Raw genomic sequence first — 25,200 nt, 5'->3', positions numbered from 1 at the left:
TCAGTCGTCCGCTTCCATCTCCGTCTTGGCGACCTCCGCGCCGGCGAACTCGAGGACCTCCTTCGCGCCCTCCTTGCTGTAGCCCTGCTCGACGAGCGCGCTGACCCAGGAGTTGCGCTCGTCGTCGTCCATCTCGCCGCTCGAGACGAGCGCGGAGAAGTTGATGTTGTGCTTCTTGTCCTCCCAGAGCTTCCGTTCGAGGGCGCGGCGCAGGCGGTCGTTGTCCTGCGGGTTGAAGCTCGTCCCCTCCCGGGCCCGACGCGAAACCCAGTTCGAGACCTCCTGCCGGAAGTCCTCCTTGCGGTCCTCGGGGATGTCCAGTTTCTCCTCGACGTCGCGCAGGAACTTCTCGTCGGGGTCCTGCTCGCGGCCGGTGATGTCGTCCTCGACGGTGTCGTCGTCGATGTACGCCATCACGTGGTCCATGTACTTCTCGCCCTGGCGCTGGATCTCGTCTAAGTCGTAGGCGAGCGCGTGCCGGACGTCCTCGATGGCCCGGTCCTTGTACTCCTCGCGGACGAGTTCGAGGTAGCGGTAGTACGTCTCGAAGTTCTCCTGGGGGATCGAGCCGTGGTTCTCCAAGTTCTCCTCCAGGTGGTTGAACGTCGTCAGCGGCGAGAGGAAGTCCCGACCGCGGTGCATCGAGTCCATGATCGCCTCGGCGATCTCGTCCCCGATGAACCGCGGGGACACCCCGTCCATCCCCTCGCCGAGGTCGGCCATCTCCGCGGCCTCCTCGCGGAGCTTCTTCACGTCGATGTCGTCGGCCTCGTCGATCTCGCCGTTGTAGGCCTTGGCCTTCTGGACGACGCTGACCTGCCCGCCGTCGGGCTCCTGGATCCGGGTGAGGACGCCGAACAGCCCCGCCATCTGGAGGGTGTGGGGCTCGACGTGGATGTCCGGGACGTCCGCGTTCCGGAGCATCTTGTCGTAGATCTGTGCCTCCTCCTCGTACTGGAGGACGTACGGGAAGTCGATCCGTTTCGTTCTATCGTTGAACGCCTCCATCTTCTCGTCGCCCTTCTTGTCCCGGTACTCGGGCATGTTCGTCCGGCCGACGATCACCTGGTCGATGTCGATTCGGGGGTTGTTCTTCGGCTTGATCGTCTGCTCCTGGGTGGCGTGCAGGAAGTCGTAGAGGAACTCCCGCTGTAACTTGAGGAGCTCCTCGCCGGAGAAGATCCCCCGGTTGGCGTTGCAGAACGCCCCCGAGTAGTCGAACGCCCGCGGGTCGCTCTCGCCGTAGACAGCGATCTTCGAGTAGTTGACGTCGCCCGTCAGCTCCGTCTCGTCCTGGTTCTTCTTGTCCTTGGGCTCGAACGTCTCGACGCACTGGCGCTTGTTCTCGTCGGCGATCAGCCGGATCACCTCCACGTGGTTCTCGAGGACGCGCTGGAGGTCGTCGTCGTAGTGTTCGAGCAGGCGGTCCATGTAGAACTCGCTGGCGGGGTCGAGCGACTGCTCGTTGCGGATGGTGTAGGGGGCGTCGAGCCGCTCGTTCAGCCCCTCGATCACCTTGTCGCGCTGCTCCTGGGGGAGCAGTATCAGGGGGTCCTGGTCCATCGGCGACCGGACCACGTCGTCGGCGGGGTCCTGGTCGCGGACCACGTCACAGAGGTTGGTCCACCGGAAGGTGTACATCCGGCCGGCGTCCCGGAGCGAGTAGTCCTCGAAGTAGGTCCGGACCTGGCGGTCGAACTCGGACTTGCCCGAGCCCACGGGGCCGAGGAGGAGCTTGATACGCTTCTCGGGGCCGAGCCCGCGTGCGCCCGACTTCACCTTGTTGACGAACTCGTGTATGGACTCGTGGATGTTCCGGCCGTAGAACGTGTTCTCGCCGTCGTTCAGCGGGTCCTCGCTCGCCAGCAGGTACTCCACGACCCCGAGGTCCTCGTCGTACTCGGTGCCGTAGTAGTCGAACATGTCGGCAACGCGCTGGTGGGCGTTGCGGGCGATTCGGGGGTCCTCGTACAGCTCGTCGAGGTACCAGTCGAACGACCGGGTCTCCCGGAGGTCCGAGGGGATCGAGTTCCGGTACTCCTTGCTCAGGTCTTCGAGCGTCTCCATACTCATGCTTTACGTCGCGCCGGGGGGCGCGGGATGCCGGCTGGGGGCCGGTCGACAGTCTCGGATGGCCGCCGGACCACGGTCCGAACCCTCCGGTCTCCGTCGGCCGACCGGCGGTTGTCGGAGCGGGTTCGTATCGCGTGTCATGTCTCACCGTACCACTCCCGTCGTCAGCGACCGGGGCTCCGGGGGGAACGACCTGATCGCAGAGCGGGGTGGGGTGGGAGCACGGTGGGCGGCCCACCGATACTATATTAGCTATGAGAACCAGAACTATATAAGTTCTCGGTCGAAACCCGTTTTCGATACCGTCTATCGCCGGTCGAATTGCCTCGAAACCGGGAGGAGGCGAGGGTGTGGCGGGTGAGAGGCAACCGAGGAGGCAGACCGGCTTTATATACCCCGAGATCACGCCGACCGCCGGACTGATACCCGACGGTACCGTACCACGGCCATGCTCGCCGAGGAGGATCGGGAGACGCTGGCCGAGGGGTGGCGCGTCTGGAGCGACGCCGAGGACCGCCTCGTCCTCGCCTACCGACCGGACGTCTTCGACGGCGAGGGGTTCGACCCCGCCTGCCTCCCCACCCTCTACGTCACCCGTGGCCGCCGCTCGCGTCGCCCTGGCGGCACGCGGAACCTCCCGCCGGACGCGCCCTGGGTCGTGACGCTGTTCCTCGAACCGGACGTCTCGACGACGCCCCAGGAGTTCGACACCCCCGACGCCGCCGTCGAGGTGGCGCTCTCCCTCGCCGCCGAGTTCGCCCGTGGTGACGTCGACTACCGCTCGCTCTACCAGGTCCCCCGTCCCGACTACTTCGAACGCCTCGACGGGCTCACGGGTCGGGAGGCTTAACCCCGGGGACCGGCTAACCGGGATATGACCAAGGTCACGCTCATCGGGACCCGACTCGCGGCCGTCGGGACCGAGTTCACCTACCGCGGCGAGGCCCCCGCCTGCGAGGGCTGCCCCTACCGCGGGCAGTGTCTCAACCTCACGGAGGGCCACCGCTACCGGGTGACGGGCGTGCGCGAGGGCGGACAGACCCTCGAGTGTGGCGTCCACGACACGGGGGTCCGTGCCGTCGAGGTCGAACCCGCCGGCGCGCTCGCCAACGTCGCCTCGAAGGGGGCGTTCGCCGGCAGCCGGACCGCTCTCGAAGGGCCGTGCCCCTACACGGAGTGTCCGAGCCACACCTACTGTGAACCCGAGGGGGTCGAGTTCGACGAGGAGTACCAGATCGCCGAGGTCGTCGGCGACCCGCCCCACGACTACTGTATGCTAGAACGCGACCTCACGCTCGTCGAGTTCGCCCCGCAGGAGGAGTAGGCGAGGGCGGCGTTCCCGTTCCCCGTTCGACTTCGATCCACCGACTCGCCGTTCACCGAGCGGGCGTCTCGGCGTCGAGTTTCCCCACGAGCTCGCCGATGAACCCGAAGACGGCCTCGTAGCCGTACGGCGACATCAGGATGGGGTAGAACGGCTCCTCGGCGTACAGCACCTCGTCGTCCGCCGCGGCGTACGGCTCGCCGGCGTCGACCCGCGTGAAGTTGTCGACGTACACCTCGTATCGTTCGGCGGGGTCCTTCGGGACGATCCGGGCCATCCGGTAGACGGGGACGTCCCGGCTCGACGGGGGTTCCTCGGCGAGCGCGCCGACGGCGGCGAGGAACTCCCGGATCAGTATCAGGGCGTTCTCGGCGGCCTCCTCCGACCCCTGGAGGCCGGCCTCGACCTCCAGGACATCGGGATACTCGATGAGCCGGCCGTCGCTGAACCGGGCGGTCTCGACGAGCGCTTCGACCGATAGCTGTGGCACCACCGACCGGGCGAGCGTGTCGAGCTCCTCACAGAGCGCGAACGCCTTGCCGTAGGACTGTGTCGAGTGGATCGAGAAGACGGTGAGTCCACGGATCTCGGCGAGGAGGTCGTGGGCCAGTCGGGACTCGTGTGTCTCCCCGTCGGGGTCGCCGGGGAACGCCCGGTTGAGGTCCTCCTCGACGTAGCGAAGGTTGCGCGAGAGCGCCTCCTCGTTGGCGACGACGAACTTCACCGGGCGTTCGACCGGCGGCGCGTCCCGGAGGAACGCCTCGATGGCCCGCGGTCCACACGGCTCGTCGCCGTGGATGCCACCGACGACGGCCACCTCCGGTTCGCCCTCCCCGAGCGTCTCGACCCGCATCTCGCCCCGTACTTCCCACCGGGGGCCTATGAGTCACCCGCTTCGAACATGGGTGTGCCCCGGGCGGAGCCCCGCGGCGAACCCGTGTCCCAGGCCTCGCTCGTCGACCCGTCGACTCGGTCCGTCCACTTATATTCACTCTCTCGAATGAGACGGCATGGAGCTGGAACTGGACCGCTCCCGGGTGGCCTGGGGTGTGATCGGCGCGGTACTCGCCGCGACGCTCGTCTACGTCCTCCACTCGTTCGTGGGGACGTTCGTCTTCGGGCTGTTCATCTACTACGCGACGCGACCGGTCTACCGGCGTACCCGGCGGCGGATACCGAGCCGGAGCCTGGCGGCGGCGGTCGCGCTGACCGTCGTCGTCCTCCCCATCCTCCTGCTGCTGGGGTACACCATCGGCATCGCTCTCCAGGAGTTCAACCGGCTGGAGGAGACCGTCGACCTCGGCCCGTTCGAACAGGCCCTCCAGCCCTACGTGGGCCTCTCGGAGGTGGTGAACCAGCCGGAGACCCTGCTGAACGACCCGGACGTTCAGGCCGTCGCGAGGGACCTCTCCGACACCGTCCTCGATTCGCTCGGGCTGGTCGGGACCGGTCTCCTCCACCTGTTCGTCATGCTCGCCATCGCGTTCTACCTCCTACGGGACGGTCCGCGGCTGAGCCGGTGGTTCCACCGGCGCTTCGACGACGCCGACGGCGTCCTCGACGCGTTCGTGACCGCCGTCGACCGCGACCTCTACCGGGTGTTCTCGGGGAACATCTACAACGCGCTGTTCACCGGGACGCTCGGCGCGCTGTCCTACAGCCTGCTCGATATGGTCGCGCCCGCCTCGGCGGGGGTGCCCTACCCGGCGCTGGTGGGCCTGCTCGCCGGCGCGGCGAGCCTCGTCCCCGTCGTCGGGATGAAGCTCGTCTACGTCCCCGTCACGCTCTATCTCTACGGCGTCCAGTACCTGTCCGCCGAGCCCGTCTACTGGGTGCCGACCGCGTTCGTCCTCCTCTCGTTCGTCGTCGTCGACACCATCCCGGACCTGGTCGTCCGGCCGATGGTTTCGGGCCAGCGCCCGCAGGTCGACTACTCGCTGTCACCTCCCTCGGTGAGGATCCGGCTCTCGGGCGAGGGGAGCCTCCACATCGGGCTGATCATGTTCGCGTACATCTTCGGCCCGCTCCTGTTCGGCTGGTACGGGCTCTTCCTCGGGCCGATGCTCCTGGTGGTGATGGTCCACTTCGCACGGCTCGTCCTCCCCGAGCTACTCGACGGTGAGCGCATCCAGCCCTACGCGGTCGACCCCTCGCAGGTCACCGGTACGGGACTCCCCTCGGGGGTCGAGCCGGGCGTCAGGGACGCCTCCTCGCCCGGGGACGACCCGAAACCCGACGCCGAAAGCGGGGGCTAGCCGCGGTCCGACGAGTGCAGCCGGCCCCGTTCGAGGCGCGTCCCGTCCCGCGGGCAGTAGTCGTGCGCCGGATCGGTGATCCGATACCCGCAGGCCGGGCACTCGGTCACCTCGGGACGGCGTTCGTCGGGACCCCCTCCCGACCCCCGGAGCAGGAAGAGGACGAACGGGACGAACAGGAGGAACAGCAGGCTATCGAAGTAGTACCAGAGCACGGCGCTGACCGAGGGGCGTGACCGGCGGGAGCGCCTCGGAACGGCGAGCAGCGAGGGACCTCCGGTCCCTCGGGCCGTGCGAGCGGCGAAGCCGCGAGCAGACGGGGAGTGAAACGACCCGCGAGCGGAGCGGTCGCGAGGCTCGCCAGCACGCCCACGAGCGCCGTCGCGGCTCGCGAGGAGACCGCCGGTCTACGAGAGGTGGGCCGCGATGTCCGCCTCGGTGATGATGCCGACCATCCGCCCCTCGCGCTGGACGATGACCGCCTTGTTGTAGTTCAAATAACTATTCACCTCGTCGAGCGAGGCGTCCGGCCCCACGGTGTGGATACCGTCGCCCATCACCTCCCTGACGGGGCGCTCGTCGAGGTCGCCCTCCCCGCGGTGCCGCCGCACGTCCGAGTTCGAGATGATCCCCACGGGGGTCTCGCCCGCGTCGACGACCGGGAGCTGGGAAAACCCCTCCTCGCCCATCAGGTCGATCGCCGCCGCGACGCTCTCGTCCTCGGAGACGTAGGTGAGCGCCTCGTTCATGATGTCCGCGGCGTGGAGGACCGCCCCCTCGGCCTCGTTGAGCGCCTCGACGATGCGCCGCAGCGTCGAGAGCCGGGGATCGACGTCGCCGCCCTCGATGCGGGCGATGAGCGGCTGGGAGACGTCGGCCATCTCCGCGAGTTCGCTCTGCGTGAGGTCGATCTTCTTCCGCCGCTCCCGCAGGTCGGACGGCGTCGGTAGCTCCATGCCGCCGCATAACCCAGGGTTATACAAAAGTCGTTCGGCCTCCGAGGGCCGCCGGGACCGACGGACTGGTGGTCCCCGAACGGACCGGGTCGGACACGGGGACTGCTGGTCACCCGTTCTCGTCGTCCGGGACCCGTTCAGTCCGTCTCCTCCTCGTCCTCGTCGGTCTCGAACGTCTGGATCACCTTCAGGGGGACGTCCTGGAGTGCGCCGCCGACCTCGCTCTTGGCGATGCGCTGGGCGTGCTCGGTCGAGTCGGCGTTGAACACCTCCAGTTCGAGGATCAGCCCGACGAGCGCCGTGTCCGCGGCGATGTAGCCCGAGTCGAACGGCTCCCCGCAGGCCGGACACGGCGTCGACCCCACGCTGACCTCCACGTACTCGAGATCCCGATCGTTGAGGCGACGGCCCGCCTCCGTGACGGCAACGCCGATGGCGTCGTCGATCTCCGCTACGTCCCGCACGAGCCAGGCCGCCTCCATGGCGACGAGGTAGTTGCTCATGGACTCGCTGGGACCTCCAGGGGGTACTGTCTTGTGGATTCCCCGCGGCACGTCGGCGTACGCGACCGCGAATATCCCCATAACTTACGCGAACCCCGACTGTGAGCGATCGAGTCGATACGCCTCCGGACGCCGCGATCCCAGCCAAATTTGACTCGTCGCAAGTGGAGTTGAATCGCCGTACAGCGGAGGGGTACCTCCGCTCTCAGAGCTCGTACGGTTGACAAAGTTTATGCGGGGGTAGCGGGTCGCCACGCGGTGAAGCCCATGGAAGCACGGCTGCGCCGTACGAGCCTGTTCGCGCTGTACCAGACGAGTATCGTCCTCGGTATCGCCCTCCTTCCCGTCGCCCTCCTCGCGCGGCGCGTAGGGGTTCGGCTCCCGGTCGGACGACTGATCGACCGACTCGGCGGCGCCTACGAGGCCGCCGCCAAGGAGTGAACGACTTCCACGGCTCGCGAGTCGCTTCGTCCGCCGTTCGCGCCTAAGTCACGTCCCCGGCGGATCCGGTTCGTGACCCCTCCGGACGCCGTTCGTCCGTTCGAGGCCCCACACTTGCCACACCGAGCTACGGCAAGGCGTTCACCGCTCCGGGACGCTCCCTGCGGTCGCGTCCCGCGCCCGAAGGGTGGGATTTATCAGCGTCTCCCCTCTACGATGGGGTAATGCGACAGACCGATTTCTCCCTGCCGCGGACCGGACAGGACTTCGAGTCGTCCGTCTACGAGCCCGAACTGGGGTCGCTCCCGGACGTCTCCGAGAAGGACGCCGAGAAGGTCAACTCCACGGGGACGACGACCATCGGCATCTCCACGGCCGACGGGGTCGTCATCGCCACGGACATGCGCGCGTCGCTCGGCGGCCGCTTCGTCTCTAACAAGAACGTCCAGAAGGTCGAGCAGATCCACCCCACGGCGGCGCTCACGCTCGTCGGATCGGTGGGTGGTGCCCAGTCGTTCATCCGGTCGCTCCGCGCCGAGGTGAACCTCTACGAGGCCCGCCGCGGCAAGCCGATGAGCATCAGCGCGCTGGCGACGCTCGCCGGCAACTTCGCCCGTGGCGGCCCGTTCTTCGCCATCAACCCCATCCTCGGTGGCGTCGACGCCGAGGGTAACCACGTCTACTCCATCGACCCCGCCGGCGGCGTCATGGAGGACGACTACACCGTCACGGGCTCCGGGCTCACCGTCGCCTACGGCACGCTCGAACGCGAGTACCGCGACGACATGTCCAACGAGGAGGCGAAGCAGGTCGCCGCCTCGGGCGTGAAGGCCGCCGTCGAGCGCGACACCGGCTCCGGTAACGGCGTCTTCCTCGCCGAGGTTACCGACGAGGGCGTCGAGATCAGCGGCCACAAGAACTTCGACGAGGTCCTGTAGGACGGGCCGTTCCCCGGTCCCCGCGTCCCGCGACGTCGGCTCGTCTGCGGATCGCCTACGGTTCGGTCCGGCGGATCCCACTGACCGGTAGCGCCGCACGGCAGTTCAGCCGGGCGATGGCCCCCTCGTCCGATGCCACGAACCGCACGGACGCCGTGATCACCCGACCCTCGGCGTCCACGCGGAGGGTCGCCCCGCGGAACGCGACGTCCATACCTTCGGACCGGAGCGACGACAGCTCCTCACTGGCCCTGCTCAATGCCTCACCACACGCCCCGCGAAGATGGCCGTGAAAGGCGTACGTCACCTCGTAGGCGTTCCGTCCGTCCTCCGCGCGAGTCTTCCGCCCGCCAACGGGTCTTGGATCCGTCCCTCGGCCGACGACCCGCCCGTGATCATCGGTCTCCGAACCGGATGCGCGACGCCCCGCCAGGCCGTCCGGGTGGTCGGTTCTCGACATGTCCCGTCACCGAGCTTGAAACTACCGTACTCGTAGATAACGTTACTTCATGACTAGACGGTCACATAGTGGACATCCTCCCGCACCGTGGACGGACCGATGGAGACCGAAGGGATCGATGGAAACCGTTCGACCACCCGGGGACACGCTGTAAGGGTACCCCCCGGTTCACAACGAGAGCCCACGGATCTCGACCGAGTCGCCCGGCTCGACCCGCCCGATGACCCGGCCGTCCCCGGTCCGCTCGACGAGTTCGTCGGCGGCGTCGGGCGCGACGCTCGCGACGAACCCGGTGCCCATGTTGAACGTCCGGTGCATCTCCTCGTCGGACACGTTGCCCTCGTCCCTGACGAACTCGAACACCGCCTGGGCGTCGAACGGGTCCTCGATCCGGTACTCGAACGCGCCCATCCGCGAGAGGTTCGTCCACCCGCCGCCAGTGACGTGCGCGCAGGCGTGCGTCTCGACGGCGTGCAGGTGGGAGAGGAGGTCGGTGTAGATCCTGGTGGGTTCGAGCAGGACCTCGCCGATCGAGCGGTCCTCGGCGGAGTCGGGGAACGGATCGGTGTACTCGTGGCGTTTCGTGGCGGCTTTCCGCGCCAGCGTCAGCCCGTTCGAGTGGATGCCGGAGGACGGAAAGCCGACGAGCAGGTCGCCCTCGCTGGCCTCGCCGTCGAACGTCTCCTCTTTCCCCGCGAGGCCCGCACACGTCCCCGCGAGGTCGAGCCCCTTCACGACCTCGGGCATCACGGCCGTCTCGCCACCCAGGAGGTGGACGTCCGCGATCTCCGCGCCCTCCGAGAGCCCCGCGCCGACCTGCTCGGCGATCTCGTCGTCCGGGTCGTCGACGGCGAGGTAGTCGACGAACGCGACGGGCGTGACCCCGGCGGCGACGAGGTCGTTCGCGTTCATCGCGATACAGTCGATACCGACGGTGGAGTAGTCGCCCAGCGCCTCGGCGACGAGTAGCTTCGTCCCGACGCCATCGGCGGCGAGCGCGAGGTAGCGGTCGCCGATGTCGAGCAATCCGGCGAAGTCGCCCTCGAACGCGCCGACGGCGGAGACGAGCGCCGCGGTGGCCCGTTCGCTGGCGTCGATGTCGACGCCCGCTCCGGCGTAGGTCATCCCCTCGTCCACTCCCCCCGTCGCGTCGTCTGCGTCGTCAGCGGGGTCGCCGGTCATGTCCGGGGGGGCGCGCGAGGCGGAGAAAAGGCCGTCGGTCTCGGGGAGAGCCCGGGCCGCGTTCGCGGACCGCTTACCCGGAGCCCTCGACGGCGATGCGCCCCTGGAGTTCGCGCTTCGAGGCTGGGCTGATGGTGATATCTGCCGCGTCGAGCCGGTGCTTGGCCGCCCGCGCGTACGCCGACCGGACGGAGAGCAGGTCCTGCGGCCGGGGATCCTCGATCCAGTAGTGGACGGAGATGGTGACCGAGTCCGGGCCGAACTCCTCGACGTAGGCGTTCGGGCTCGGCCCCTCGGCGATCTTCTCCACCTCCTCGGTCGCAGCCTCGAGGTAGTTGAGGGCCTCGCCGACGTCGTCCTCGTACGCGATGTCGACATGCTCTATGACGCGCTGGCGACCCTGCCCGAACGGCCGCGTGACCGCCTGGCTCGTGAGCACCGTGTTCGGCACCGTGACGAGCTTCCCCTCCGGTGTCTGGACGCGGGTGACCCGGAGCGTTATCGACCGCACGGTCCCCTCGCCATCGGGCCACTCGATGTAGTTACCGACGTTGAACTCGGGATCGAGGACGAGGACGAGCCCGCTGACGATCGACCCGATCACCGACTGCCCCGCGACGCCGATGGCGAGCGTGCCGGCTGCGACGACGATGGCGGAGCCGCCGACGAACGCCCCGTAGCCCGCCACACCCGCGCCGACGAAGAACGCGACGACGACGACGAGCAGGCGGACGTACCGGGAGATGGCCTCCTCGATCGTCGGGTTGTTGCGGTTGCGTCGCCGCACGACGCTCGACGCGAGCGGGGCGACGCCAAACCAGCCGATCAGGACGATCGCGACGAACCCGACGAGGAACCACGTCGCTCGTATCAGGTCCGGGAGGTAGTCGGCGAGCTCTCCGACTCCGACCCCGGGAGTAGCCGTCTGGATCTGGAAGGGAAGCGTGGACGCGACTGCGGACATATCTCGGGCGGTAGGACCCCCGTACGAAAAGTTCCGCGACGGCCCGGTCCGGTCTACGCCGACTCGATGTGGTCGCGGAACAGCCGGACGTTCCGGCGGTTCGCCCGGAAGTAGACGTCGAAGAGGTCGCCCACGACCGGGATCGACCCGGCGGCCCAGTCGAGGCCGATGTAGCCGGCCATCTTCGCGAGCTTCGATCGGGGGACGCCCGCGTTCCAGGCCTCGAAGACGATGTACAGGGAGATGAGCGCCGACACGCTGTCGCCGGCGGCCGGGAGCAGACCGATCAGCGGGTCGAGCCCGACCTTGCCGAGGACGGGCAGTTCGATGGCGTCGTCCATGAGGTCCGCGACGAGCTCCGCGCGTTCGAGTCCGGGGTGTACGCTGGTGGACATCAGTAGGGGAACCCAACGAACAGGATCGCAATAATCCCGGTGCCTGCACTTGCGAGGAACGCGAGCCCGAAGACGACGTTCGACCACGAGCGGACCGTCCGGCCGTCGAGCGGGCCGAACGGGAGCATGTTGAACGCCGCGAGCGCCGCGTTGATGGTGATCCCGAGCTGGCCCACCTCGCCGAGGAACCCGCCCGCGAGCAGGAAGAGGGGGGCGAAGACGGGGATCAGCAGGAGGTTCGTCACGGGACCGGCGAGCGCCACGAGCCCCCGCTCGCGGTCGGTGATCCGACCGCGGTGGTAGACCGCCCCCGGGGCGGCGAAGAGGAAGCCCGCGAGCCCGGCACCGACGGCGAGCGCGAGCATCGTGTAGTCCGCTCGGAACTCGGCGACCTGGCCGAACCGGACCGCGACGACCTTGTGGGCGAGTTCGTGGAGCAGGAACGCGACGCCGACGGTGAGCATCGAGACGAGGAACACCCTGAGGAGCAGTCCCGTTCCGGCCGAGGAGAAGACGGCGAACAGCGACCGGCCGACCGACGAGAGGATGAAGAAGGTGAACGCGACGCCGAGCGCGACCCACGCGATACCGAAGTCGCCCAGTTCGCGGGTCGAGAAGCGGACGCTCACGAGAGCCACCCCAGGACGAGATCGAGGCTGTTGCGTGCCCCGCGGAGCATCAGCGCGGCGACGTCGCCCGCGCTCTCGACACCCGCGCCCGCGAACAGCGCCGGTACGGCCACGGCGACGAACAGCACGCTGCCGATGAAGCTCCCGACGTTCGTCAGCGCGACGATGACGATCAGCCGGAACAGCGGGACGTCGAGCATGGCACCCAGGAGCTCCCGGATGGGACGGTCCTCGTCGCCCAGCAGCTCGTTGAGCGTCGAGATGTCGCCCACGTTGACGTCGATGTACCGGAGTTCGACGTAGCCGGCGAACCAGCCCGGCGCGAGCAGGGGGTTGACCGAGGTGAGCCACGCGACGGCCCCGCCGACGCCCGCGCTCGTCCAGTGTGCGCCCGCGATTTTGGCGAGGCCGAACGCGAACACCGCGTTGACGACGAACCACGCCGCCAGTAGCTGAAAGAGGAACGCCTGTCGGACGCCCGCCATCGCCACGAGCACGAAGAAGACCAGGAACCCGAGCGTGAACAGGTAGCCGAAGGCCTTGTAGAGCGAGAACCGCGAGCCGGTCTCTTGCCCCGTGAGTTCGGCCATCGGCGGGAGCGTCCCGGGGTTCGCGAGGTACCGCTCGATCCCCTCGCGGTGGCCCGCGCCGATCACCGCGACGACGTGCCGGCCCGACTCGCGCAGGCCGAGGAGGTTGTGAGCGATGTAGGCGTCGCGCTCGTCGATGAGCGCCTCCGCCCCGCCGGGGGAGAACCGACGGAACTCCTCCATCATCGCGCTCACGACGTCCGAGTCGGTGAGGCTCTCGATGTCGAACTCCTCGTACTCGGACTCGTCGGGCGCGGTGAGGGAGAGCACGGCCGCGATGGCCGCCGCGATTCCGAGGCCGACGACCGCCGCGAGCACGAGCCCGTCGGCGAGCGCCACCAGTATCGCGGGGCCGAGCGCCGCCGGGAGGATGAGAGGACCGGCGAATGCCTCGGCGAGGATCGCGACGAAGAGGCCCACCGAGAGACCGACGCCGGCACCGATGGCGAGGGGATCGACGGCACCCATCGCCAGCCCGCCGACGAGCCGGAGCTTCTCGGTGGCCGAAAGCCGTGCCCAGAACCGCTGTATCGTCACCTGGATGTCCCGGTCGACGAGCGCGACGTCGATCCCGTTCGACTCCGCGGTCTCGACGGCGGCCATCATGTCCGCGCCCGGCTTGATGTCGAAGCGGTCGCCGAGCCGCGCCTGCACGTACGAGAGCACCCAGTAGGCGAGGAACTGGAAGACGGTGTTCCCCCGGAGGAGGTCGCTGGCGTCGAGGTCGTTGGGGGTCTCCCCGCGCATCTGTCTGAACCGGCCCTCGTCGAGTTCGACCGCGACCACGTCCGGCGACTCCGCGGCGATGGTCTCCTCGACCTCGCGGACGCTCGTCTCGGAGACGTGGGCGGTCCCGACGAGCGTGATCCGGCCGCGACCCTCGCCCGTCGACTCGGCGGCGTCGCTCATTGGCGGACGAAGTGGTGGACCCGATAAACAGTTGTCGTACTCCGGTCGTCGCCGAGCCGTTCAGTCCCCCTCCTCGCCCGGCTCACCTTCGAGTGCGGCCTCGCGGAGCCGTTCGTCGTCCTCGCTCACGACCTCCAGTTCGGGGACGGCCGTCGGCTGGCCGTCCTCGTCGACGGCGACGTAGACGAAGTACGACTCGGTGGTGAGCTCGCGCTCGCCCGTCCGGAGGTCCTCGCGGTAGGCCCGCAGACGGACGCTCACGCTCGTCCGACCCGCGCGGTAGACGTACGCCTCGATGAGCGCCGTGTCGCCCACCTGGATGGGTCGGCGGAAGTCGAGCCGGTTGATCCGCGCCGTGACGCAGGACTCGCCCGCGAAGCGCATCGCCGCCATCGCCCCCGCCTCGTCCATCCACTTCAGGACGTTCCCGCCGTGGACCGAGCCGAGCGAGTTGGCGTGGTTGGGCTGGACCATCCACCGGTTCTCGATGTGGGTGCTAGAGAGCGTCGGCATCGCACTCCCCTTCGATACGGGGGGGAGAAAGCCCTGCGTCCTACGACCCATCGGGTTCGCCGTCGGTGGGATCTCGCCCGGATCCGAGCGCGAGCCAGCATCCCAGGGCCATGACACAGAGACCGACGAGCGGCGGCGTGGCGAGCGCGAAGAGGGGCTCCAGGGCCGCCGCGACCCCGTCCGCGCCGAGCGGGTCGAGGACCGACCGCAGGTCGTCGAACCGGATCGAGAGGTTCCAGAGCAGCGCGCCCGCGGCGAACACCCGGTAGGGCCGTCCGTCGAGGACGACCAGGAGGGGAACGACGGGAAAGTAGAGCAGAACCATGTACACGGGAAAGGAGGGGAGGAAGGTGAGTATCCCCGCGACGGTAGCGTACGCGCCCACGAGCCGCCCGAGGAGCGTCCCCGTGTCGAGGCGGGCGTAGAACGCCGCCACGACGGGCGCGACGACGAGGAACGCCGTCGCGGTGAGCCCGAGCGACCCCAGTTCGGGGAACAGCACCGACAGGGGTCGTCTGACGGTGACGTAGGCCGCCCCGGGGTCGAGCCCGCCGGCGAACGCATCGTCGCTCGCCCGCGGCAGGAGGGCTTCGGTCACGTACGCGACCGTCGTCTCCGGGCCGAAGGCGAGGAGACCGAGAGCCAGTCCGACGGTTCCGGTCACCACTGCGGCGGCGACGGCCCGCCAGGCCCGCCGCCGGAGCAGCCAGACGCCGACGAGCGCGGGGAACGCCTTCACGAACGCCGCGAGGCCGAACGCGAAACCCGCGAGGGACTCCCGCCGGCGGCGGCCCTCGGTCGAACCCGTACTGGCGGCCCGGTCGAGCCAGTCGAACCCCACGACGAGCGCGAGCGCGAGCGGGAGGTTCACCTGCCCGAACACGGTCGACGGCATCGCGTGGACCGACAGGACGACGAAGGCGTAGACGAGGGTCCTGTCTACCCGGTCGAGGGCTCGACCGTGGCGGGCGAGGAACCCGAGGAGGAGCCGGGCCGCGAGGAGGCCCGCCCCGAGGTTGAGCGCCGTGAACAGGAGGTAGGCGGCAAACGGGGGCAGGAGCGTGAGCGGGAGGAAGGCGAGGACGGTCAGCGGCGGGTAGGCGTAGACGAGGTAGTCGACGCCGACGGGGGAGACGCCGTAGAGCGGCCCGCCGTCGAGGACCGCCTCGGCGGCGAAGTAGTACACCTCGAAGTCGAGTGCGACCTCCTCGGCCGCGGTCGTGAACGTGTACGCGAGGTAGGCGAGGCCGAACAGGACGCCCGACGCGAGCACGAGTCTGGCCCCCGCTCGTGGCGGGCCTCCGTGGTCCATGCTCGCCCGCTCGCGGACGCTGCACTTCCCGGTGACGGTGTGGTGCCGTCGGCGGTCCGCGCCGGGCTTATCTCGGCGGACGACGTACCACCGCCCATGAGCCTCGACGTCCCCGCCCCGGACCCGCCCGAACTCCAGCCCGCGTTCGACCCCGAGGAGTACGACGACGTGGACGTCCAGGGCGACGAGTACCGCAGGGAGGAGCTCCAGGAGTACCTGGAGGAGGGCGCGTGGGAGCGGGCGTTCAACGAGTGGGCCGAACACAGCGACCTCGGCGAGCGGGAGTGGCGCATCGTCACCGACCTCGAACTCGTCCGGCGGTTCGACTTCTTCTGGGACGACTTCGCCGACCGCGTGGGCTACCACGCCCCCGGCCTCCCCGAGGACTGGAAGGAACGCGACATCCACCCCGCACTGGACTCCTGGGGGACCGTCTCGGGTATCAACGCCGGGCTCACCGAACTCGGGCAGGTGGTCTCGGAGGTCCTGAAGGAGGAGTACATCGAGTGGGAGTCCGCGTTCGACGCCCCGGACGACCTGCCCGACTTCTGATCGCCACGGCGTTCGGCGCACGCCCACGACGGCGTTATGCTGGAACGTGGCCTACTACAGCCGGTGAAAGTACCATGTACGAGACCATCCTGGTCGCCACGGACGGGAGCGAGCGAGCGCGCAGAGCCGCCGAGTACGCGGTCGACCTCGCGTCCCGGTACGACGCGACCGTCCACGCGGTGTTCGTGGTCGACACCCACCTGCTCGACGAGCCGGCGCTGAGCACCGCCGAACTGTCGACCGAGATCATCGAGGACGCCGGCCGCGGGTTCCTCGTCGAGGTCGAGGGGCTCGCCACGGAGCGGAGCGTCCCCTTCGAGCGGCGGTCCGTCCACGGCGTCCCGAAGTACGAGATACTCGACTACGCCGACGAGATCGGCGCGGACGTCATCGTGATGGGCTCGGTCGGGCACACCCCCGGCCACCGCACCGGTAGCGTCGCCGACCACGTCTTCGAACACGCGGACCAGCCCGTCCTGACGGTCTGAGTCCGGGCCGCGCCCGTCGGTCCGGGGGTCCGGCCCCGCGAGTGCGATCGCGACGACCGCGACCGTTCGTACCTTTATGACCTCGGGAGTCGATCCACCGCCATGCCGGAGCACCCGCTGAAACAGCGGTTCGTCCTCGACACCTCGGTCTTCCTCACCGACGAGATACGACACGAGGACGAGGACCTCCCGGACGCGCTCGCACGCCTCCTCGACCTGATCGCCGAGGCGAAGCTCCAGCTCAACATCTCCTGTTACATCCCGCCCTCGGTCTACGAGGAGCTCGCGTCGATGCTCGACGACCGGGACGTCCCGCCCGAGACGCGTTCGAAGCTCAACACCTGGCTCATCAAGAAGAACCCCGACCGCTACGGCGTGATGATCCCCGCCGAACTCGTCTACGAGTACATCGACGAGATGGCCGACCGCGTCAACCGCGGACTCCGGGTCTCCGAGAAGGCCGTCCGGAAGGCCGAGGAGTCCCGGAGCGACGGCCCCGAGAACGGGGAGATCACCGCCGTCGACCGGGTCATCTCCGACCTGCGCGAGGAGTACCGCTCGACGCTCCGCCGGGGTGTGCTCGACTCCCGCGAGGACTTCGACCTGCTCATCCTCGCGCGCGAACTCGACGCCGGCGTCGTCACCGAGGACACGGGGATCATCAACTGGGCGGAGGACTTCGGCCTGCGCTACCTCCGCGGCCGTGACTTCCCGACCCTCCTCGACGAGTACCTCGGAGCGAGCGTCGGGAACCGCTACCCGGAGTGAACGTCCGAAACCACGAACACGGGAGGCGACGCTAGGAAGGGCTGTTCAGCGGGAAAACACGGGAAAGTCGCGATTTGGACCCGGACGGGGGACGTTTTCCACAGTCCTGCGGCCCTTCCGGCGTTGATCGTCGGCTTTAGCCGGGCTTGCACCGGCCTTGCCCTTGCGGGCTTTAGTCGGGCTTTCACCGACCTTGTCGACTGCGCCGGGTTCCCGAACGTCACTCACGCGACGTCCGGTACTTGGCCTTCCTTCCGGTCCGTCCGGACGGATCGGCCCTGGACTGCTGCGGTTCTCCTTCGGAGCGTTGACCTCGTTACCCTGTTACGGGTCCTTTGGTTGTTGCCCCCAACCGGAACCGTACCACCCTTTGCGGGCGTTCTTGCTCCGGTCGTCCGGTGTGTCCTCACGGCTTCCGCCGCAAACACGTGTAATGTTACCAAGGAAGATAAACCTGTCGGTCGGGCGAACGCCGCGCGTCGGACGCCCGTACTCGCGCGGTGCGGTCACTGTGCGGGGTAGAGCAGCAGCCGTCCGACGACGTAGAGGAAGTAGCCGACGACCAGGGCCGTACCGTCGCGCCGTCCGACCCGCCCGCCGTTGTACGTGACCCACGCGAGGAACGCGATTCCCGCGAGCAGTTTGAACGGGAGGTCCCACCACACCACCGCCGGGGGGACCCGGTAGGTGGAGACGACGCCACCGAGACCGACCGCGACGAGCGGGTTGACGACGTTGCTCCCGACGAGGGTGCCGACGGCGACGTTCGGGGCCTTCCGGCGCACCGATTCGAGGACGGTCGAGAGTTCGGGGAGCGCCGACGCCAGCCCGATCGTGACGACGCCGGCCATCGACCCCCCTAGCGCGAGGTCGGCGACGAGTTCCTCGACGGCCGCGAGCGCGACGAACGCGGCGGCGAGGACGACCCCCATCGCCGCCAGCGAAACCGCCGTGTCCCGGACGACGTCCTCGCTCGCCGTGTCGGGGACGTTCATCGTCCGGGGGCGGCGTTCGAAGCTCCAGTAGGTGTAGGCACCGTACGCGCCGAGCAGCGCGAGCGCGTCGAGCCGACCGACGGTCCCGTCGAACGAGACGCCGAGCAGGAGGACCGCCGCCAGTAGCATCGGGACGTAGTAGTCCCGGCGGAGCGTCGGCGTGAGGGTGAACCCCCCGTACGCGAGGACGAAGACGCCGAACAGGAGTAGCTGCTGGGCGATCGAGGAGCCGAGGTTGCCGCCCATCACCGTCGCGGAGGCCACCCCGTAGTCGAGTTCGCCGGCGAGGATGCCGGCCGACGCCGAGAGGTGCGTCCCGATCTCCGGCAGGCTCGTCCCCAGCGAGATCACCGTGACCGCTACCAGGACGTCCGGCACGTCGAAGCGCTGTGCGAGCTTCACGAGGCGGTCGACCGCCACCCCCGAGGCCCACACGAGAACGGCGAGCGAGACCGCCAGTGAGAGAAGCGGAGGGATCTGGACGGGCAGCACGAACGGGCCGACCGCCCGGCCCGCGAAAACGGTTTCGGCGGCTCCGCCGGCTCGCGCGAGCGATGCCGTCGCTCCCCGTCAGCCGCGTGTGCCGGACACGAGTCCACGTGGGGTCGGGCTGGCCTACTCCCGGGAGATGGCGATGTTCTTCAGCGGGCCACCGCAGTCCGCACAGGTCCCGCCGGTCCCGCCGGACGACCGGCTGCTGCACTCCATGCACTCGTACAGCGGTTCTCCGGGCGTGTAGGGGTCGAGTCCGTTTCGCATGGGCGGAGCCTGCGGCGCGCCCCGTTAAACCGTTGTCCTATAACATCCGAATAGCATATTAACACCACTCGTCCGTGAGTTCCGATCTGACGTGGACGTTCGTTCGATTTCGCCGATCGAGCGCGGCGAACACCGTGCTCCCCCTGCCGTGCCTCGTCCCGAATCTTGATGGGCGCGCTCGTGGAACGGGACCGTATGTGGGGACCCCGCGTCTCGCGGTTCGGGCTGGCGAACCTGAGCCTCGGGCTCTCGATCCTGTTCGCGGTCGCGGCGTTCGTCTACCTCTGGATCGCGGGGCTACCCCTGCGCGGCGCGGTGCTCGGACTGCTCGTCATCGCCGCCGGCTACTGGGAGTACCGGCGGAAGATACAGGATCAGCTCACCTCCGAGCGGTACGAGGCCGAGGCCGAGGAACAGCGCCGGCAGGACAGACAGTAGCGGCCGGCGCGTCACGACCGGCCGACGGGAGCGCCGCAGTCACGATATCGATTCACCGTCCGCATAGCGGGGGTTTCATACGCCGCGCTGGGCTATCACCCTCGTATGAGCGCCGAGTTCGAGGAGTCGCTCGACGCGATGGACTGGCTGCTCGACCGGTTCGAGGACGACGAGCGGGTCGCCTACGCCGAGGTGGGGGCGATCGACCAGGTGAAGACCGACGCCGTCGTGACCGACGACGGTCCCCGCGAGACGGTCTCGTTCGACGAGACCGGTGTCTGCTTTCGCACCTTCGTCGAGGGGGCCGCCGACTACCGGTACACGTCGAGCCTGGACGAGGAGAGCCTCTCCGACGCCGCCGACCGGGCGATCCGCGCCGGGGAGTTCCTCGCGCAGGACGACCCGGCGCGCTACGACCGGTACACGACCCACCTGGGGGTCCACGGCGGGTGGGCGTCCGGGGGGCTCGACGCGGTCGACCTCGAAACCAAGGTCGGAACCGTCGAGGACGCCCTCGCCGCGGCCGACGACCTCGACCTCGACCGACGGTGGGTGAACTACCGGGACGCCCACATAGACGCCTCGCTCGCGACGACGACCGGGAGCACCGTCCGGACGACCCTCGACCGCGCCAGCGTGCGCCTGATCCTCTCGCTCGACGACGGGCCGACGGTCGACCGCCACGCGGGATCGACGCGCGGTGCGGCGTTCCTCGACGAAATTCCGGAGGTCTTCGAGGCCGCGGTCGACGACGCCGAGACGCTGTCGGCCGCCGACGAGGCCGCCGCGCCCACAGGGGCGGCGACGGTCGTCCTGAGCCCCCGCGCCGCGGGACAGCTCTTCCACCTCGTCTCGCGGTACTTCGAGGCCGACGTCGACTTCATGGGGCTGAGCCCCTTCTCCCTCGGCGACGAGATCGGCCCCCCCGACCTCGACATCGAGGACACGATCCACGCGGGCTCGTGGGCGGCGCTGGGCTACGACGCCGAACTCCGGCCCACGACACCCGTGAACCTCGTCGAAAACGGGACCGTCACGGGCCTGCTCCACAACACCGTCAGCGCCGCCGAGGAGGAGACCTACCCCCGTGGGAACGCGGTGCCGAGCCTCGGGTTCGAACAGCCGCCGCGCATCCACCCCCGACACGTCGAGGTCGCCCCCGGCGAGGCGACCCGCGCGGACCTCCGGGCCGGCGCGGACGTGCTCGTCGAGCGGTTCGACGGGCCGCGGCTCCGCGACGAGTTCGAGCGCGTCCAGCGGTCCGGGTCCATGCCCGCGAGCGTCCTCTACGCGAAACACCTCGAACGCAAGACCGAGGAGCGCCCGGACCGGGGTCGGGCCGGGCTCCCCGTCGCCGAGGGCTACCTGCTGGAAGGGGGCGAGCGGGCCGGACGGGTCGACGGCGTCTCGCTGGCGTTCGAGCCGTCGACGCTCCACGACGTGACCGACATCGGCGCGGCTCGCGGGACCGTCACGGGCGTCTCGGAGAAGCACAAGTCGCGGCTCCCCTACGCCGTGACCGCACCGGGGATCAGGCTGGAAGGGACGCTGGAGGAGTAGCGTAGCAGCGAGAGAGCGTCTAGTCGTCGGCCGGCGTCGACTCGGAGCCGGCGTCGCCTTCTCGCTCGGCCGCTGAGCCACCCATCTCCGCGTAGGGGTCGTACCCCTCGGCGCTCTCGTAGAGGTGACACGCCACGGCGGCCTCGCCGCCCGTGTCGGTCTTCCGTTCGAGCGGCGGCACGACCTTGTCACAGACGTCGCCGATGTAGTCGGGACACCGGTCCTTGAACCGACAGCCGGTCGGGATGTCGATGACGTCGCCCACCTCGCCCTGCAGTTCGACGCGCTCGCGGCCGACGCTCGGCTCCGGGACCGGCACCGCGTTGATGAGCGACTGGGTGTAGGGGTGCTGTGGGTTCTCGATGATCTCGTCGGTCGGCCCCTTCTCGACGATCTTCCCCATGTACATGATCGCGAGCCGATCACACATGTGCCGCAGCAGCGAGAGGTCGTGGCTGATGTAGACCACAGAGAGCCCGTACTCGTCGGTCATCCGTTCGAGCAACGACAGCACGCCGGCCCGGAGGCTCACGTCGAGCATCGAGACCGGCTCGTCGGCCACGATGAAGTCCGGGTCGAGCACGAGCGCCCGCGCGATGGCGACCCGCTGGCGCTGGCCGCCCGAGAGCTCGTGGGGGTACTGGTCGAAGTACTGCTCCGGCGGCAGGAGTTCGGCGAACTCGAGCGCGCGCTGGACCCGCGCCGTCTCGTTGGGGATGTTGTGGATCCGCAGCGGCTCGGCGACCGTGTCGTAGACGGTCATCCGCGGGTTGATGCTCTCGAACGGGTCCTGGAAGATCATCTGGGCGTTCCGGCGGAACTGCCTGATCTCGTCGTCGGTCGCGTCGTTGAGGCTCTGGCCGTCGTAGACGATGTCGCCGTCGGTCGGCTCGTGGAGTTTGACCAGCGACATCCCCGTCGTCGTCTTCCCACAGCCCGACTCGCCGGCCAGCCCGAGCGTCTCCCCGCGCCGGAGGTCGAAGCTCACGCCGTCGACCGCGTGGACGTAGTCCGGGTCGTCGCCGGAAACCGACTGGACGATGCTCGCGATCCAGCCCGCGTCGACCTTGAAATACTTCTTCAGGTTCCGGACCTGAAGTAGCGAGTCCTCCTCGGGATCCGTCGCGGTCGTGGTGTTCGTCTCAGTCATCGCCTACCTCCTGTACCGCCCTCGCGGCCTCGGTCTGCCGCCACGTCTTCGGGTCGTCCGCGCGCGGTCGCAGCTCGCGGTCGATGTCCTCCGCGTAGTGACAGTACGTCCGCAGGTCGTTCATGTAGTGTGCTTCCGGCTCCTCCTCGCGGCACCGCTCGTCGGCCATCGGACACCGCTCGGCGAACCGGCAGCCCTGGGGCGGGTCGATCAGTTCGGGAGGGTAGCCCTTGATCGAGAGGAGGTCCTGATCGGTCTTGCGGATGTTCGGGAACGCCCGCTTCAGCCCGATCGTGTAGGGGTGGTACGGCTGGTTGAATATCTCCTCGACCGGACCCTCCTCGGCGACCTTCCCGGCGTACATCACGAGGACGCGATCGCACGTCTCGGCGACGACGCTCACGTCGTGCGTGATGACGAGCATCGAGGACCGGATCTCGTCCTGGATCTGACTGATCCGTTTGAGGATCTGGTCCTGCATGATGACGTCGAGCGCCGTGGTCGGCTCGTCGGCCAGTATCAGCGACGGTTCGAGCGCGAGCGCCATCGCGATCATGGCGCGCTGGCGCATCCCGCCCGAGAACTGGTGGGGGTAGTCGTCGGCCCTGTCGGGGTCGAGCCCCACGAGTTCGAACATGGACGTGACGATCTGCTGGGACTCGGTACGGCCGGTCCCCGGTCGGTGGGTCTCGATGGCCTCGACGATCTGCTCGCGGATGGTGTAGACCGGGTCCAGCGAGTTCATCGCCGACTGGGCGATCATCGAGATCTCCTCCCACTTCAGACGACGCCGTTGCTCCCCGGTCATCTCGGTCATGTCGTCGCCCTTGAACCGGATGGTGCCGCCGTTGACGTAGCCGGCGTCCGGGAGGATCCCGATGATGGCCTTGGCGAGCGTCGTCTTCCCGCAGCCCGATTCGCCGACGATACCCAGGTTCTCACCCTCTTCGAGGGTGAACGAGACGTCGTCGACGGCCTGTGCCGGCCCCTCCTCCGTCTCGTAGTACACTTCCAGGTTCTCGACTTCCAGTAGACTCATTGTAACTTGGGGTTAGTGATCTCCTCGTATCCCCGACCGATGAGGAACCCGCTGATCACGAGCAGGCCGATGCAGATCCCGGGCGGGACGAACCACCACCAGGCACCGAACGAGAGCGCCGAGTACGCGCGCGAGGCCTGGAGCATCGTCCCCCACGAGACGGTGTTGGGGTCGCCGAGCCCGATGAACGAGACGCCGGCCTCGGTGAGTATCGCCCACGCGATGGCGAACGATCCGTAGAGGAACGACAGCGGCAGGACGTTCGGAGCGAGGTGTCGGCTGATGATGTGCCAGTCGCTGGCTCCGGCGACCTGTGCGGCCTTGACGAACGGCCGCTCGCGCAAGGAGAGCGCCTGTGAACGGATCACACGCGCCGTCGCGCGCCACTGGAGGATGATCACCGCGAGGATGATGTTCCAGAGGCTCGGGCCCGTGAGCGCGACGAGCACGATCACGGTCGGCAGCAGCGGCAGGCCGTACATGAAGTCGACGAGGCGCATCAGCGCGTCGTCGAGGACCCCGCCGTAGTAGCCCGCGACGAGCCCGACGAGCGTCCCGATGCCGGCGGTGAACACCGCAGCGAGCAGGCCGACCAGCAGCGCGGCCCGGGTGCCGAACACGAGCTGGCTGAAGATGTCGTAGCCCGAGGCGGTCGTCCCCAGCAGGTAGTCCGTGTTCGCGCCCAGGAGCGACGGCTCGGCCCACTTGGCGATGAGGAGCTCGTCGGACGTCTGGTACTGGCGCGCCAGCGGCGCGTAGGGGGCGATGTACGGGGCGAAGATGGCGACCAGGACGAAGAACGCGACCGTCACCATCGAGAGCCGGACCGACAGCTCGTCGGTCAGCTGACTCCAGTGTTCCGCGAGCGTCTCTCGCCAGAGCCGGAAGCTCCGCTGCCACTTACTGACCTCCTCGCGCGAGTGCCGCTCCTCGGCGTCGTCCATTATCGACCGCGTGATGTCTTCTCCTGCCATTGTTCTAGTCGTAGGTCACCCGCGGATCGAGGTAGCCGTAGGCCAGATCCGCGACGAAGTTCAGGATGATGATGGTCGACGCCAGCACCATGAACGTCCCCTGTGCCACCGGGAAGTCCCGACGCGTGACCGCGCGGACCATCTCCCGACCGATTCCGGGCCAGGCGAACACCGTCTCGATCAGCACGCTCCCGCCGACCGCGTATCCGAGCGCGATGGCCGCCGCCGTGACGATCGGCAGCATCGCGTTGCGAGCGGCGTGCTTGAACATGATCGTCCGCTCTTTGAGCCCCTTGGCCCGACAGACGTCGATGAAGTCCTCCGAGAGCACCTCGAGCATGCTCGACCGCATGATGAGCAGCGGGTACCCCATGTAGTAGTACGCCAGCACGAGCGCCGGGGCGGCGAGGTGGTGGAGGAAGTCGACGCTGAGGACCATCTCCCAGAAGCTCCCGGGGTCGTTCCCGGCGGAGGTCATCCCGGTCATCGGGATGACGCCCATCCCCGCACCGAATATCCAGAGCACGATCAGCCCGACCCAGAACGTGGGGACGCTCCGGGCGACCAGCGCCGTGATGACCGTACTACGCTCGAGGCGCGAGCCCCGGTACCAGCCCGACAGCACGCCCGCCGTGATACCGATCGCGTACGCGATGACGAACGCGGTCAGCATCAGCACGAGCGTGTTCGGCAGGTACGTCCAGATGACGTCCTGCACGGGGGCGTTCGAGTGGAACGAGCGCCCGAAGTCGAGCGTCAGCGCGTTCTGCAGGAACTTGATGTACTGGATGTGCAACGGCTCGTCGAGGCCGTAGCTCGCGATGATCTGCTGGCGGGCCTCCGCCGTCATCTGTGGCGAGATGACGAACGACGTCGGGTTGCCGGGCATGAGCCTGAACAGGAAGAACAGGACCGTCCCGACGGCCCAGAACGTGGCCACGAGCTGTAGGATCCGTCTGATTACGAAACTGGCTTTTCCCATTGTATGTTTGATCTATGGTTCGGTTACGCGGTGTGGCTGGTCGGTCAGGAG

Annotated in this window: 29 protein-coding genes; 10 read left to right on the top strand and 19 right to left on the bottom strand. The window is 68.4% G+C overall.

Translation table 11 applies throughout. The features are described from left to right. Positions 1-2,073 carry a PrkA family serine protein kinase gene (locus tag WDJ58_RS09070; protein WP_338917361.1) on the bottom strand — a complete coding sequence of 691 codons (2,073 nt, stop codon included), beginning with the start codon at positions 2,071-2,073 and terminating at the stop codon, positions 1-3. Positions 2,074-2,521: 448 nt separating this feature from the next. Here WDJ58_RS09070 and WDJ58_RS09065 point away from each other — a divergent pair, with 448 nt between their 5' ends. Then, positions 2,522-2,923, top strand: a complete 402-nt coding sequence (locus WDJ58_RS09065) for a DUF5820 family protein (protein ID WP_338917360.1) — start codon at positions 2,522-2,524, stop codon at positions 2,921-2,923. A gap of 24 nt (positions 2,924-2,947) precedes the next feature. Then, on the top strand, positions 2,948-3,397 hold the full coding sequence (locus tag WDJ58_RS09060) for a UPF0179 family protein (protein WP_338917358.1): 450 nt from the start codon (positions 2,948-2,950) through the stop codon (positions 3,395-3,397). Between the two features lie 52 nt (positions 3,398-3,449). Here WDJ58_RS09060 and WDJ58_RS09055 read toward each other — a convergent pair whose 3' ends face one another. Further along, a complete protein-coding gene (locus tag WDJ58_RS09055) occupies positions 3,450-4,250 on the bottom strand; it encodes a succinylglutamate desuccinylase/aspartoacylase domain-containing protein (RefSeq protein WP_338917357.1) in 801 nt (266 codons plus the stop codon). 157 nt (positions 4,251-4,407) lie between these two features. Between WDJ58_RS09055 and WDJ58_RS09050 the strand changes: the two genes are divergently transcribed. Beyond that, positions 4,408-5,652: an AI-2E family transporter gene (locus WDJ58_RS09050; RefSeq protein WP_338917356.1), complete on the top strand. Its 1,245-nt coding sequence runs from the start codon at positions 4,408-4,410 to the stop codon at positions 5,650-5,652. Here the strand turns inward: WDJ58_RS09050 and WDJ58_RS09045 are convergent. The 3 genes from WDJ58_RS09045 to WDJ58_RS09035 form a co-directional block, all read right to left on the bottom strand. Further along, entirely contained in the window at positions 5,649-5,867 is a 219-nt protein-coding gene (locus WDJ58_RS09045) for a hypothetical protein (RefSeq protein WP_338917355.1), read from the bottom strand. The genes WDJ58_RS09050 and WDJ58_RS09045 overlap by 4 nt on opposite strands. 192 nt (positions 5,868-6,059) lie before the next feature. Further along, positions 6,060-6,608: a CBS domain-containing protein gene (locus WDJ58_RS09040; RefSeq protein WP_338917354.1), complete on the bottom strand. Its 549-nt coding sequence runs from the start codon at positions 6,606-6,608 to the stop codon at positions 6,060-6,062. 137 nt (positions 6,609-6,745) lie between these two features. Then, a complete protein-coding gene (locus tag WDJ58_RS09035) occupies positions 6,746-7,111 on the bottom strand; it encodes a DUF555 domain-containing protein (protein ID WP_338917353.1) in 366 nt (121 codons plus the stop codon). A gap of 258 nt (positions 7,112-7,369) precedes the next feature. Between WDJ58_RS09035 and WDJ58_RS09030 the strand changes: the two genes are divergently transcribed. Together WDJ58_RS09030 and psmB are read left to right on the top strand one after the other, a co-directional pair. Then, positions 7,370-7,552 carry a hypothetical protein gene (locus WDJ58_RS09030; RefSeq protein WP_338917911.1) on the top strand — a complete coding sequence of 61 codons (183 nt, stop codon included), beginning with the start codon at positions 7,370-7,372 and terminating at the stop codon, positions 7,550-7,552. A gap of 224 nt (positions 7,553-7,776) precedes the next feature. Continuing rightward, positions 7,777-8,490 carry an archaeal proteasome endopeptidase complex subunit beta gene (gene psmB / locus WDJ58_RS09025; protein WP_338917352.1) on the top strand — a complete coding sequence of 238 codons (714 nt, stop codon included), beginning with the start codon at positions 7,777-7,779 and terminating at the stop codon, positions 8,488-8,490. A gap of 55 nt (positions 8,491-8,545) precedes the next feature. Here the strand turns inward: psmB and WDJ58_RS09020 are convergent, their stop codons facing one another. The 8 genes from WDJ58_RS09020 to WDJ58_RS08985 form a co-directional block, all read right to left on the bottom strand. Beyond that, positions 8,546-8,704, bottom strand: a complete 159-nt coding sequence (locus WDJ58_RS09020; RefSeq protein ID WP_338917351.1) for a hypothetical protein — start codon at positions 8,702-8,704, stop codon at positions 8,546-8,548. A gap of 414 nt (positions 8,705-9,118) precedes the next feature. Further along, on the bottom strand, positions 9,119-10,132 hold the full coding sequence (purM, locus tag WDJ58_RS09015; RefSeq protein WP_338917350.1) for a phosphoribosylformylglycinamidine cyclo-ligase: 1,014 nt from the start codon (positions 10,130-10,132) through the stop codon (positions 9,119-9,121). 73 nt (positions 10,133-10,205) lie between these two features. Then, positions 10,206-11,096, bottom strand: a complete 891-nt coding sequence (locus tag WDJ58_RS09010) for a mechanosensitive ion channel family protein (RefSeq protein WP_338917349.1) — start codon at positions 11,094-11,096, stop codon at positions 10,206-10,208. Positions 11,097-11,149: 53 nt separating this feature from the next. Next, positions 11,150-11,491, bottom strand: coding sequence for a DUF4112 domain-containing protein (locus WDJ58_RS09005; RefSeq protein WP_338917348.1), 342 nt, complete (start codon positions 11,489-11,491; stop codon positions 11,150-11,152). Next, positions 11,491-12,120: a metalloprotease gene (locus WDJ58_RS09000; RefSeq protein WP_338917347.1), complete on the bottom strand. Its 630-nt coding sequence runs from the start codon at positions 12,118-12,120 to the stop codon at positions 11,491-11,493. Before WDJ58_RS09000 ends, WDJ58_RS09005 begins: the two co-directional genes overlap by 1 nt. Next, entirely contained in the window at positions 12,117-13,619 is a 1,503-nt protein-coding gene (locus WDJ58_RS08995) for a TraB/GumN family protein (RefSeq protein ID WP_338917345.1), read from the bottom strand. The genes WDJ58_RS09000 and WDJ58_RS08995 overlap by 4 nt, the downstream gene beginning before the upstream one ends. Before the next feature lie 60 nt (positions 13,620-13,679). Beyond that, positions 13,680-14,132, bottom strand: a complete 453-nt coding sequence (locus WDJ58_RS08990) for an acyl-CoA thioesterase (protein WP_338917344.1) — start codon at positions 14,130-14,132, stop codon at positions 13,680-13,682. A 40-nt stretch (positions 14,133-14,172) separates the two neighbouring features. Next, entirely contained in the window at positions 14,173-15,444 is a 1,272-nt protein-coding gene (locus tag WDJ58_RS08985; protein WP_338917343.1) for a glycosyltransferase family 87 protein, read from the bottom strand. A 96-nt stretch (positions 15,445-15,540) separates the two neighbouring features. Here WDJ58_RS08985 and WDJ58_RS08980 point away from each other — a divergent pair, with 96 nt between their 5' ends. The 3 genes from WDJ58_RS08980 to WDJ58_RS08970 all read left to right on the top strand — a co-directional run bounded on the left by WDJ58_RS08980 (position 15,541) and on the right by WDJ58_RS08970 (position 17,252). Beyond that, positions 15,541-15,996, top strand: coding sequence for a hypothetical protein (locus tag WDJ58_RS08980; protein WP_338917342.1), 456 nt, complete (start codon positions 15,541-15,543; stop codon positions 15,994-15,996). A 74-nt stretch (positions 15,997-16,070) separates the two neighbouring features. Beyond that, positions 16,071-16,484 carry a universal stress protein gene (locus WDJ58_RS08975; RefSeq protein WP_338917341.1) on the top strand — a complete coding sequence of 138 codons (414 nt, stop codon included), beginning with the start codon at positions 16,071-16,073 and terminating at the stop codon, positions 16,482-16,484. A 102-nt stretch (positions 16,485-16,586) separates the two neighbouring features. Continuing rightward, a complete protein-coding gene (locus tag WDJ58_RS08970; protein WP_338917340.1) occupies positions 16,587-17,252 on the top strand; it encodes an RNA ligase partner protein in 666 nt (221 codons plus the stop codon). A 506-nt stretch (positions 17,253-17,758) separates the two neighbouring features. On the opposite strand, the gene WDJ58_RS08965 is transcribed toward WDJ58_RS08970, so the two are convergent. Both WDJ58_RS08965 and WDJ58_RS08960 read right to left on the bottom strand, forming a co-directional pair. After that, on the bottom strand, positions 17,759-18,739 hold the full coding sequence (locus WDJ58_RS08965; protein WP_338917339.1) for a sodium:calcium antiporter: 981 nt from the start codon (positions 18,737-18,739) through the stop codon (positions 17,759-17,761). A 123-nt stretch (positions 18,740-18,862) separates the two neighbouring features. Further along, positions 18,863-19,006 (bottom strand): rubrerythrin-like domain-containing protein, encoded by a 144-nt coding sequence (locus WDJ58_RS08960; protein ID WP_338917338.1) that lies wholly within the window; start codon positions 19,004-19,006, stop codon positions 18,863-18,865. Positions 19,007-19,201: 195 nt separating this feature from the next. Here WDJ58_RS08960 and WDJ58_RS08955 point away from each other — a divergent pair, with 195 nt between their 5' ends. Both WDJ58_RS08955 and WDJ58_RS08950 read left to right on the top strand, forming a co-directional pair. Further along, entirely contained in the window at positions 19,202-19,444 is a 243-nt protein-coding gene (locus WDJ58_RS08955) for a hypothetical protein (protein ID WP_338917337.1), read from the top strand. A 105-nt stretch (positions 19,445-19,549) separates the two neighbouring features. Next, the gene (locus WDJ58_RS08950) at positions 19,550-21,004 is read left to right on the top strand and encodes a metallopeptidase TldD-related protein (protein WP_338917336.1); all 1,455 of its coding nucleotides are present in this window, start codon (positions 19,550-19,552) and stop codon (positions 21,002-21,004) included. Between the two features lie 19 nt (positions 21,005-21,023). On the opposite strand, the gene WDJ58_RS08945 is transcribed toward WDJ58_RS08950, so the two are convergent. Genes WDJ58_RS08945 through WDJ58_RS08930 form a run of 4 tightly spaced genes read right to left on the bottom strand, consistent with a single transcriptional unit; the run spans position 21,024 to position 25,149 of the window. Next, positions 21,024-22,154 carry an ABC transporter ATP-binding protein gene (locus tag WDJ58_RS08945; protein ID WP_338917335.1) on the bottom strand — a complete coding sequence of 377 codons (1,131 nt, stop codon included), beginning with the start codon at positions 22,152-22,154 and terminating at the stop codon, positions 21,024-21,026. Beyond that, complete coding sequence (locus tag WDJ58_RS08940) at positions 22,147-23,193, bottom strand: ABC transporter ATP-binding protein (protein WP_338917334.1); 1,047 nt, start codon at positions 23,191-23,193, stop codon at positions 22,147-22,149. The genes WDJ58_RS08945 and WDJ58_RS08940 overlap by 8 nt, the downstream gene beginning before the upstream one ends. Beyond that, a complete protein-coding gene (locus WDJ58_RS08935) occupies positions 23,190-24,167 on the bottom strand; it encodes an ABC transporter permease (RefSeq protein WP_338917333.1) in 978 nt (325 codons plus the stop codon). The genes WDJ58_RS08940 and WDJ58_RS08935 overlap by 4 nt, the downstream gene beginning before the upstream one ends. A 4-nt stretch (positions 24,168-24,171) precedes the next feature. Continuing rightward, complete coding sequence (locus WDJ58_RS08930) at positions 24,172-25,149, bottom strand: ABC transporter permease (RefSeq protein WP_338917332.1); 978 nt, start codon at positions 25,147-25,149, stop codon at positions 24,172-24,174. Between the last annotated feature and the right edge of the window lie 51 nt (positions 25,150-25,200).

Origin of the sequence: Salinirubellus litoreus (genome assembly GCF_037335815.1) — an archaeon.
Classification (GTDB): domain Archaea; phylum Halobacteriota; class Halobacteria; order Halobacteriales; family Haloarculaceae; genus Salinirubellus; species Salinirubellus litoreus.
This window is presented reverse-complemented; position numbering and strand designations above follow the sequence as displayed.

Bases quoted from the DNA above. Each gene is read 5' to 3' on its own strand.
- WDJ58_RS09060 (WP_338917358.1), top strand. From the start codon at position 2,948: ATGACCAAGGTCACGCTCATCGGGACCCGACTCGCGGCCGTCGGGACC.
- WDJ58_RS08930 (WP_338917332.1), bottom strand. From the start codon at position 25,149: ATGGGAAAAGCCAGTTTCGTAATCAGACGGATCCTACAGCTCGTGGCC.
- WDJ58_RS08935 (WP_338917333.1), bottom strand. From the start codon at position 24,167: ATGGCAGGAGAAGACATCACGCGGTCGATAATGGACGACGCCGAGGAG.
- WDJ58_RS09010 (WP_338917349.1), bottom strand. From the start codon at position 11,096: ATGTCCGCAGTCGCGTCCACGCTTCCCTTCCAGATCCAGACGGCTACT.
- WDJ58_RS09065 (WP_338917360.1), top strand. From the start codon at position 2,522: ATGCTCGCCGAGGAGGATCGGGAGACGCTGGCCGAGGGGTGGCGCGTC.
- WDJ58_RS09020 (WP_338917351.1), bottom strand. From the start codon at position 8,704: ATGGACGTCGCGTTCCGCGGGGCGACCCTCCGCGTGGACGCCGAGGGT.
- WDJ58_RS08945 (WP_338917335.1), bottom strand. From the start codon at position 22,154: ATGACTGAGACGAACACCACGACCGCGACGGATCCCGAGGAGGACTCG.
- WDJ58_RS09040 (WP_338917354.1), bottom strand. From the start codon at position 6,608: ATGGAGCTACCGACGCCGTCCGACCTGCGGGAGCGGCGGAAGAAGATC.
- WDJ58_RS08985 (WP_338917343.1), bottom strand. From the start codon at position 15,444: ATGGACCACGGAGGCCCGCCACGAGCGGGGGCCAGACTCGTGCTCGCG.
- WDJ58_RS08980 (WP_338917342.1), top strand. From the start codon at position 15,541: ATGAGCCTCGACGTCCCCGCCCCGGACCCGCCCGAACTCCAGCCCGCG.
- WDJ58_RS08940 (WP_338917334.1), bottom strand. From the start codon at position 23,193: ATGAGTCTACTGGAAGTCGAGAACCTGGAAGTGTACTACGAGACGGAG.
- purM (WP_338917350.1), bottom strand. From the start codon at position 10,132: ATGACCGGCGACCCCGCTGACGACGCAGACGACGCGACGGGGGGAGTG.
- WDJ58_RS09070 (WP_338917361.1), bottom strand. From the start codon at position 2,073: ATGAGTATGGAGACGCTCGAAGACCTGAGCAAGGAGTACCGGAACTCG.
- WDJ58_RS08960 (WP_338917338.1), bottom strand. From the start codon at position 19,006: ATGCGAAACGGACTCGACCCCTACACGCCCGGAGAACCGCTGTACGAG.
- WDJ58_RS08990 (WP_338917344.1), bottom strand. From the start codon at position 14,132: ATGCCGACGCTCTCTAGCACCCACATCGAGAACCGGTGGATGGTCCAG.
- WDJ58_RS08970 (WP_338917340.1), top strand. From the start codon at position 16,587: ATGCCGGAGCACCCGCTGAAACAGCGGTTCGTCCTCGACACCTCGGTC.
- WDJ58_RS09050 (WP_338917356.1), top strand. From the start codon at position 4,408: ATGGAGCTGGAACTGGACCGCTCCCGGGTGGCCTGGGGTGTGATCGGC.
- WDJ58_RS09005 (WP_338917348.1), bottom strand. From the start codon at position 11,491: ATGTCCACCAGCGTACACCCCGGACTCGAACGCGCGGAGCTCGTCGCG.
- WDJ58_RS08975 (WP_338917341.1), top strand. From the start codon at position 16,071: ATGTACGAGACCATCCTGGTCGCCACGGACGGGAGCGAGCGAGCGCGC.
- WDJ58_RS08995 (WP_338917345.1), bottom strand. From the start codon at position 13,619: ATGAGCGACGCCGCCGAGTCGACGGGCGAGGGTCGCGGCCGGATCACG.
- WDJ58_RS09055 (WP_338917357.1), bottom strand. From the start codon at position 4,250: ATGCGGGTCGAGACGCTCGGGGAGGGCGAACCGGAGGTGGCCGTCGTC.
- WDJ58_RS08955 (WP_338917337.1), top strand. From the start codon at position 19,202: ATGTGGGGACCCCGCGTCTCGCGGTTCGGGCTGGCGAACCTGAGCCTC.
- WDJ58_RS08950 (WP_338917336.1), top strand. From the start codon at position 19,550: ATGAGCGCCGAGTTCGAGGAGTCGCTCGACGCGATGGACTGGCTGCTC.
- psmB (WP_338917352.1), top strand. From the start codon at position 7,777: ATGCGACAGACCGATTTCTCCCTGCCGCGGACCGGACAGGACTTCGAG.
- WDJ58_RS09035 (WP_338917353.1), bottom strand. From the start codon at position 7,111: ATGAGCAACTACCTCGTCGCCATGGAGGCGGCCTGGCTCGTGCGGGAC.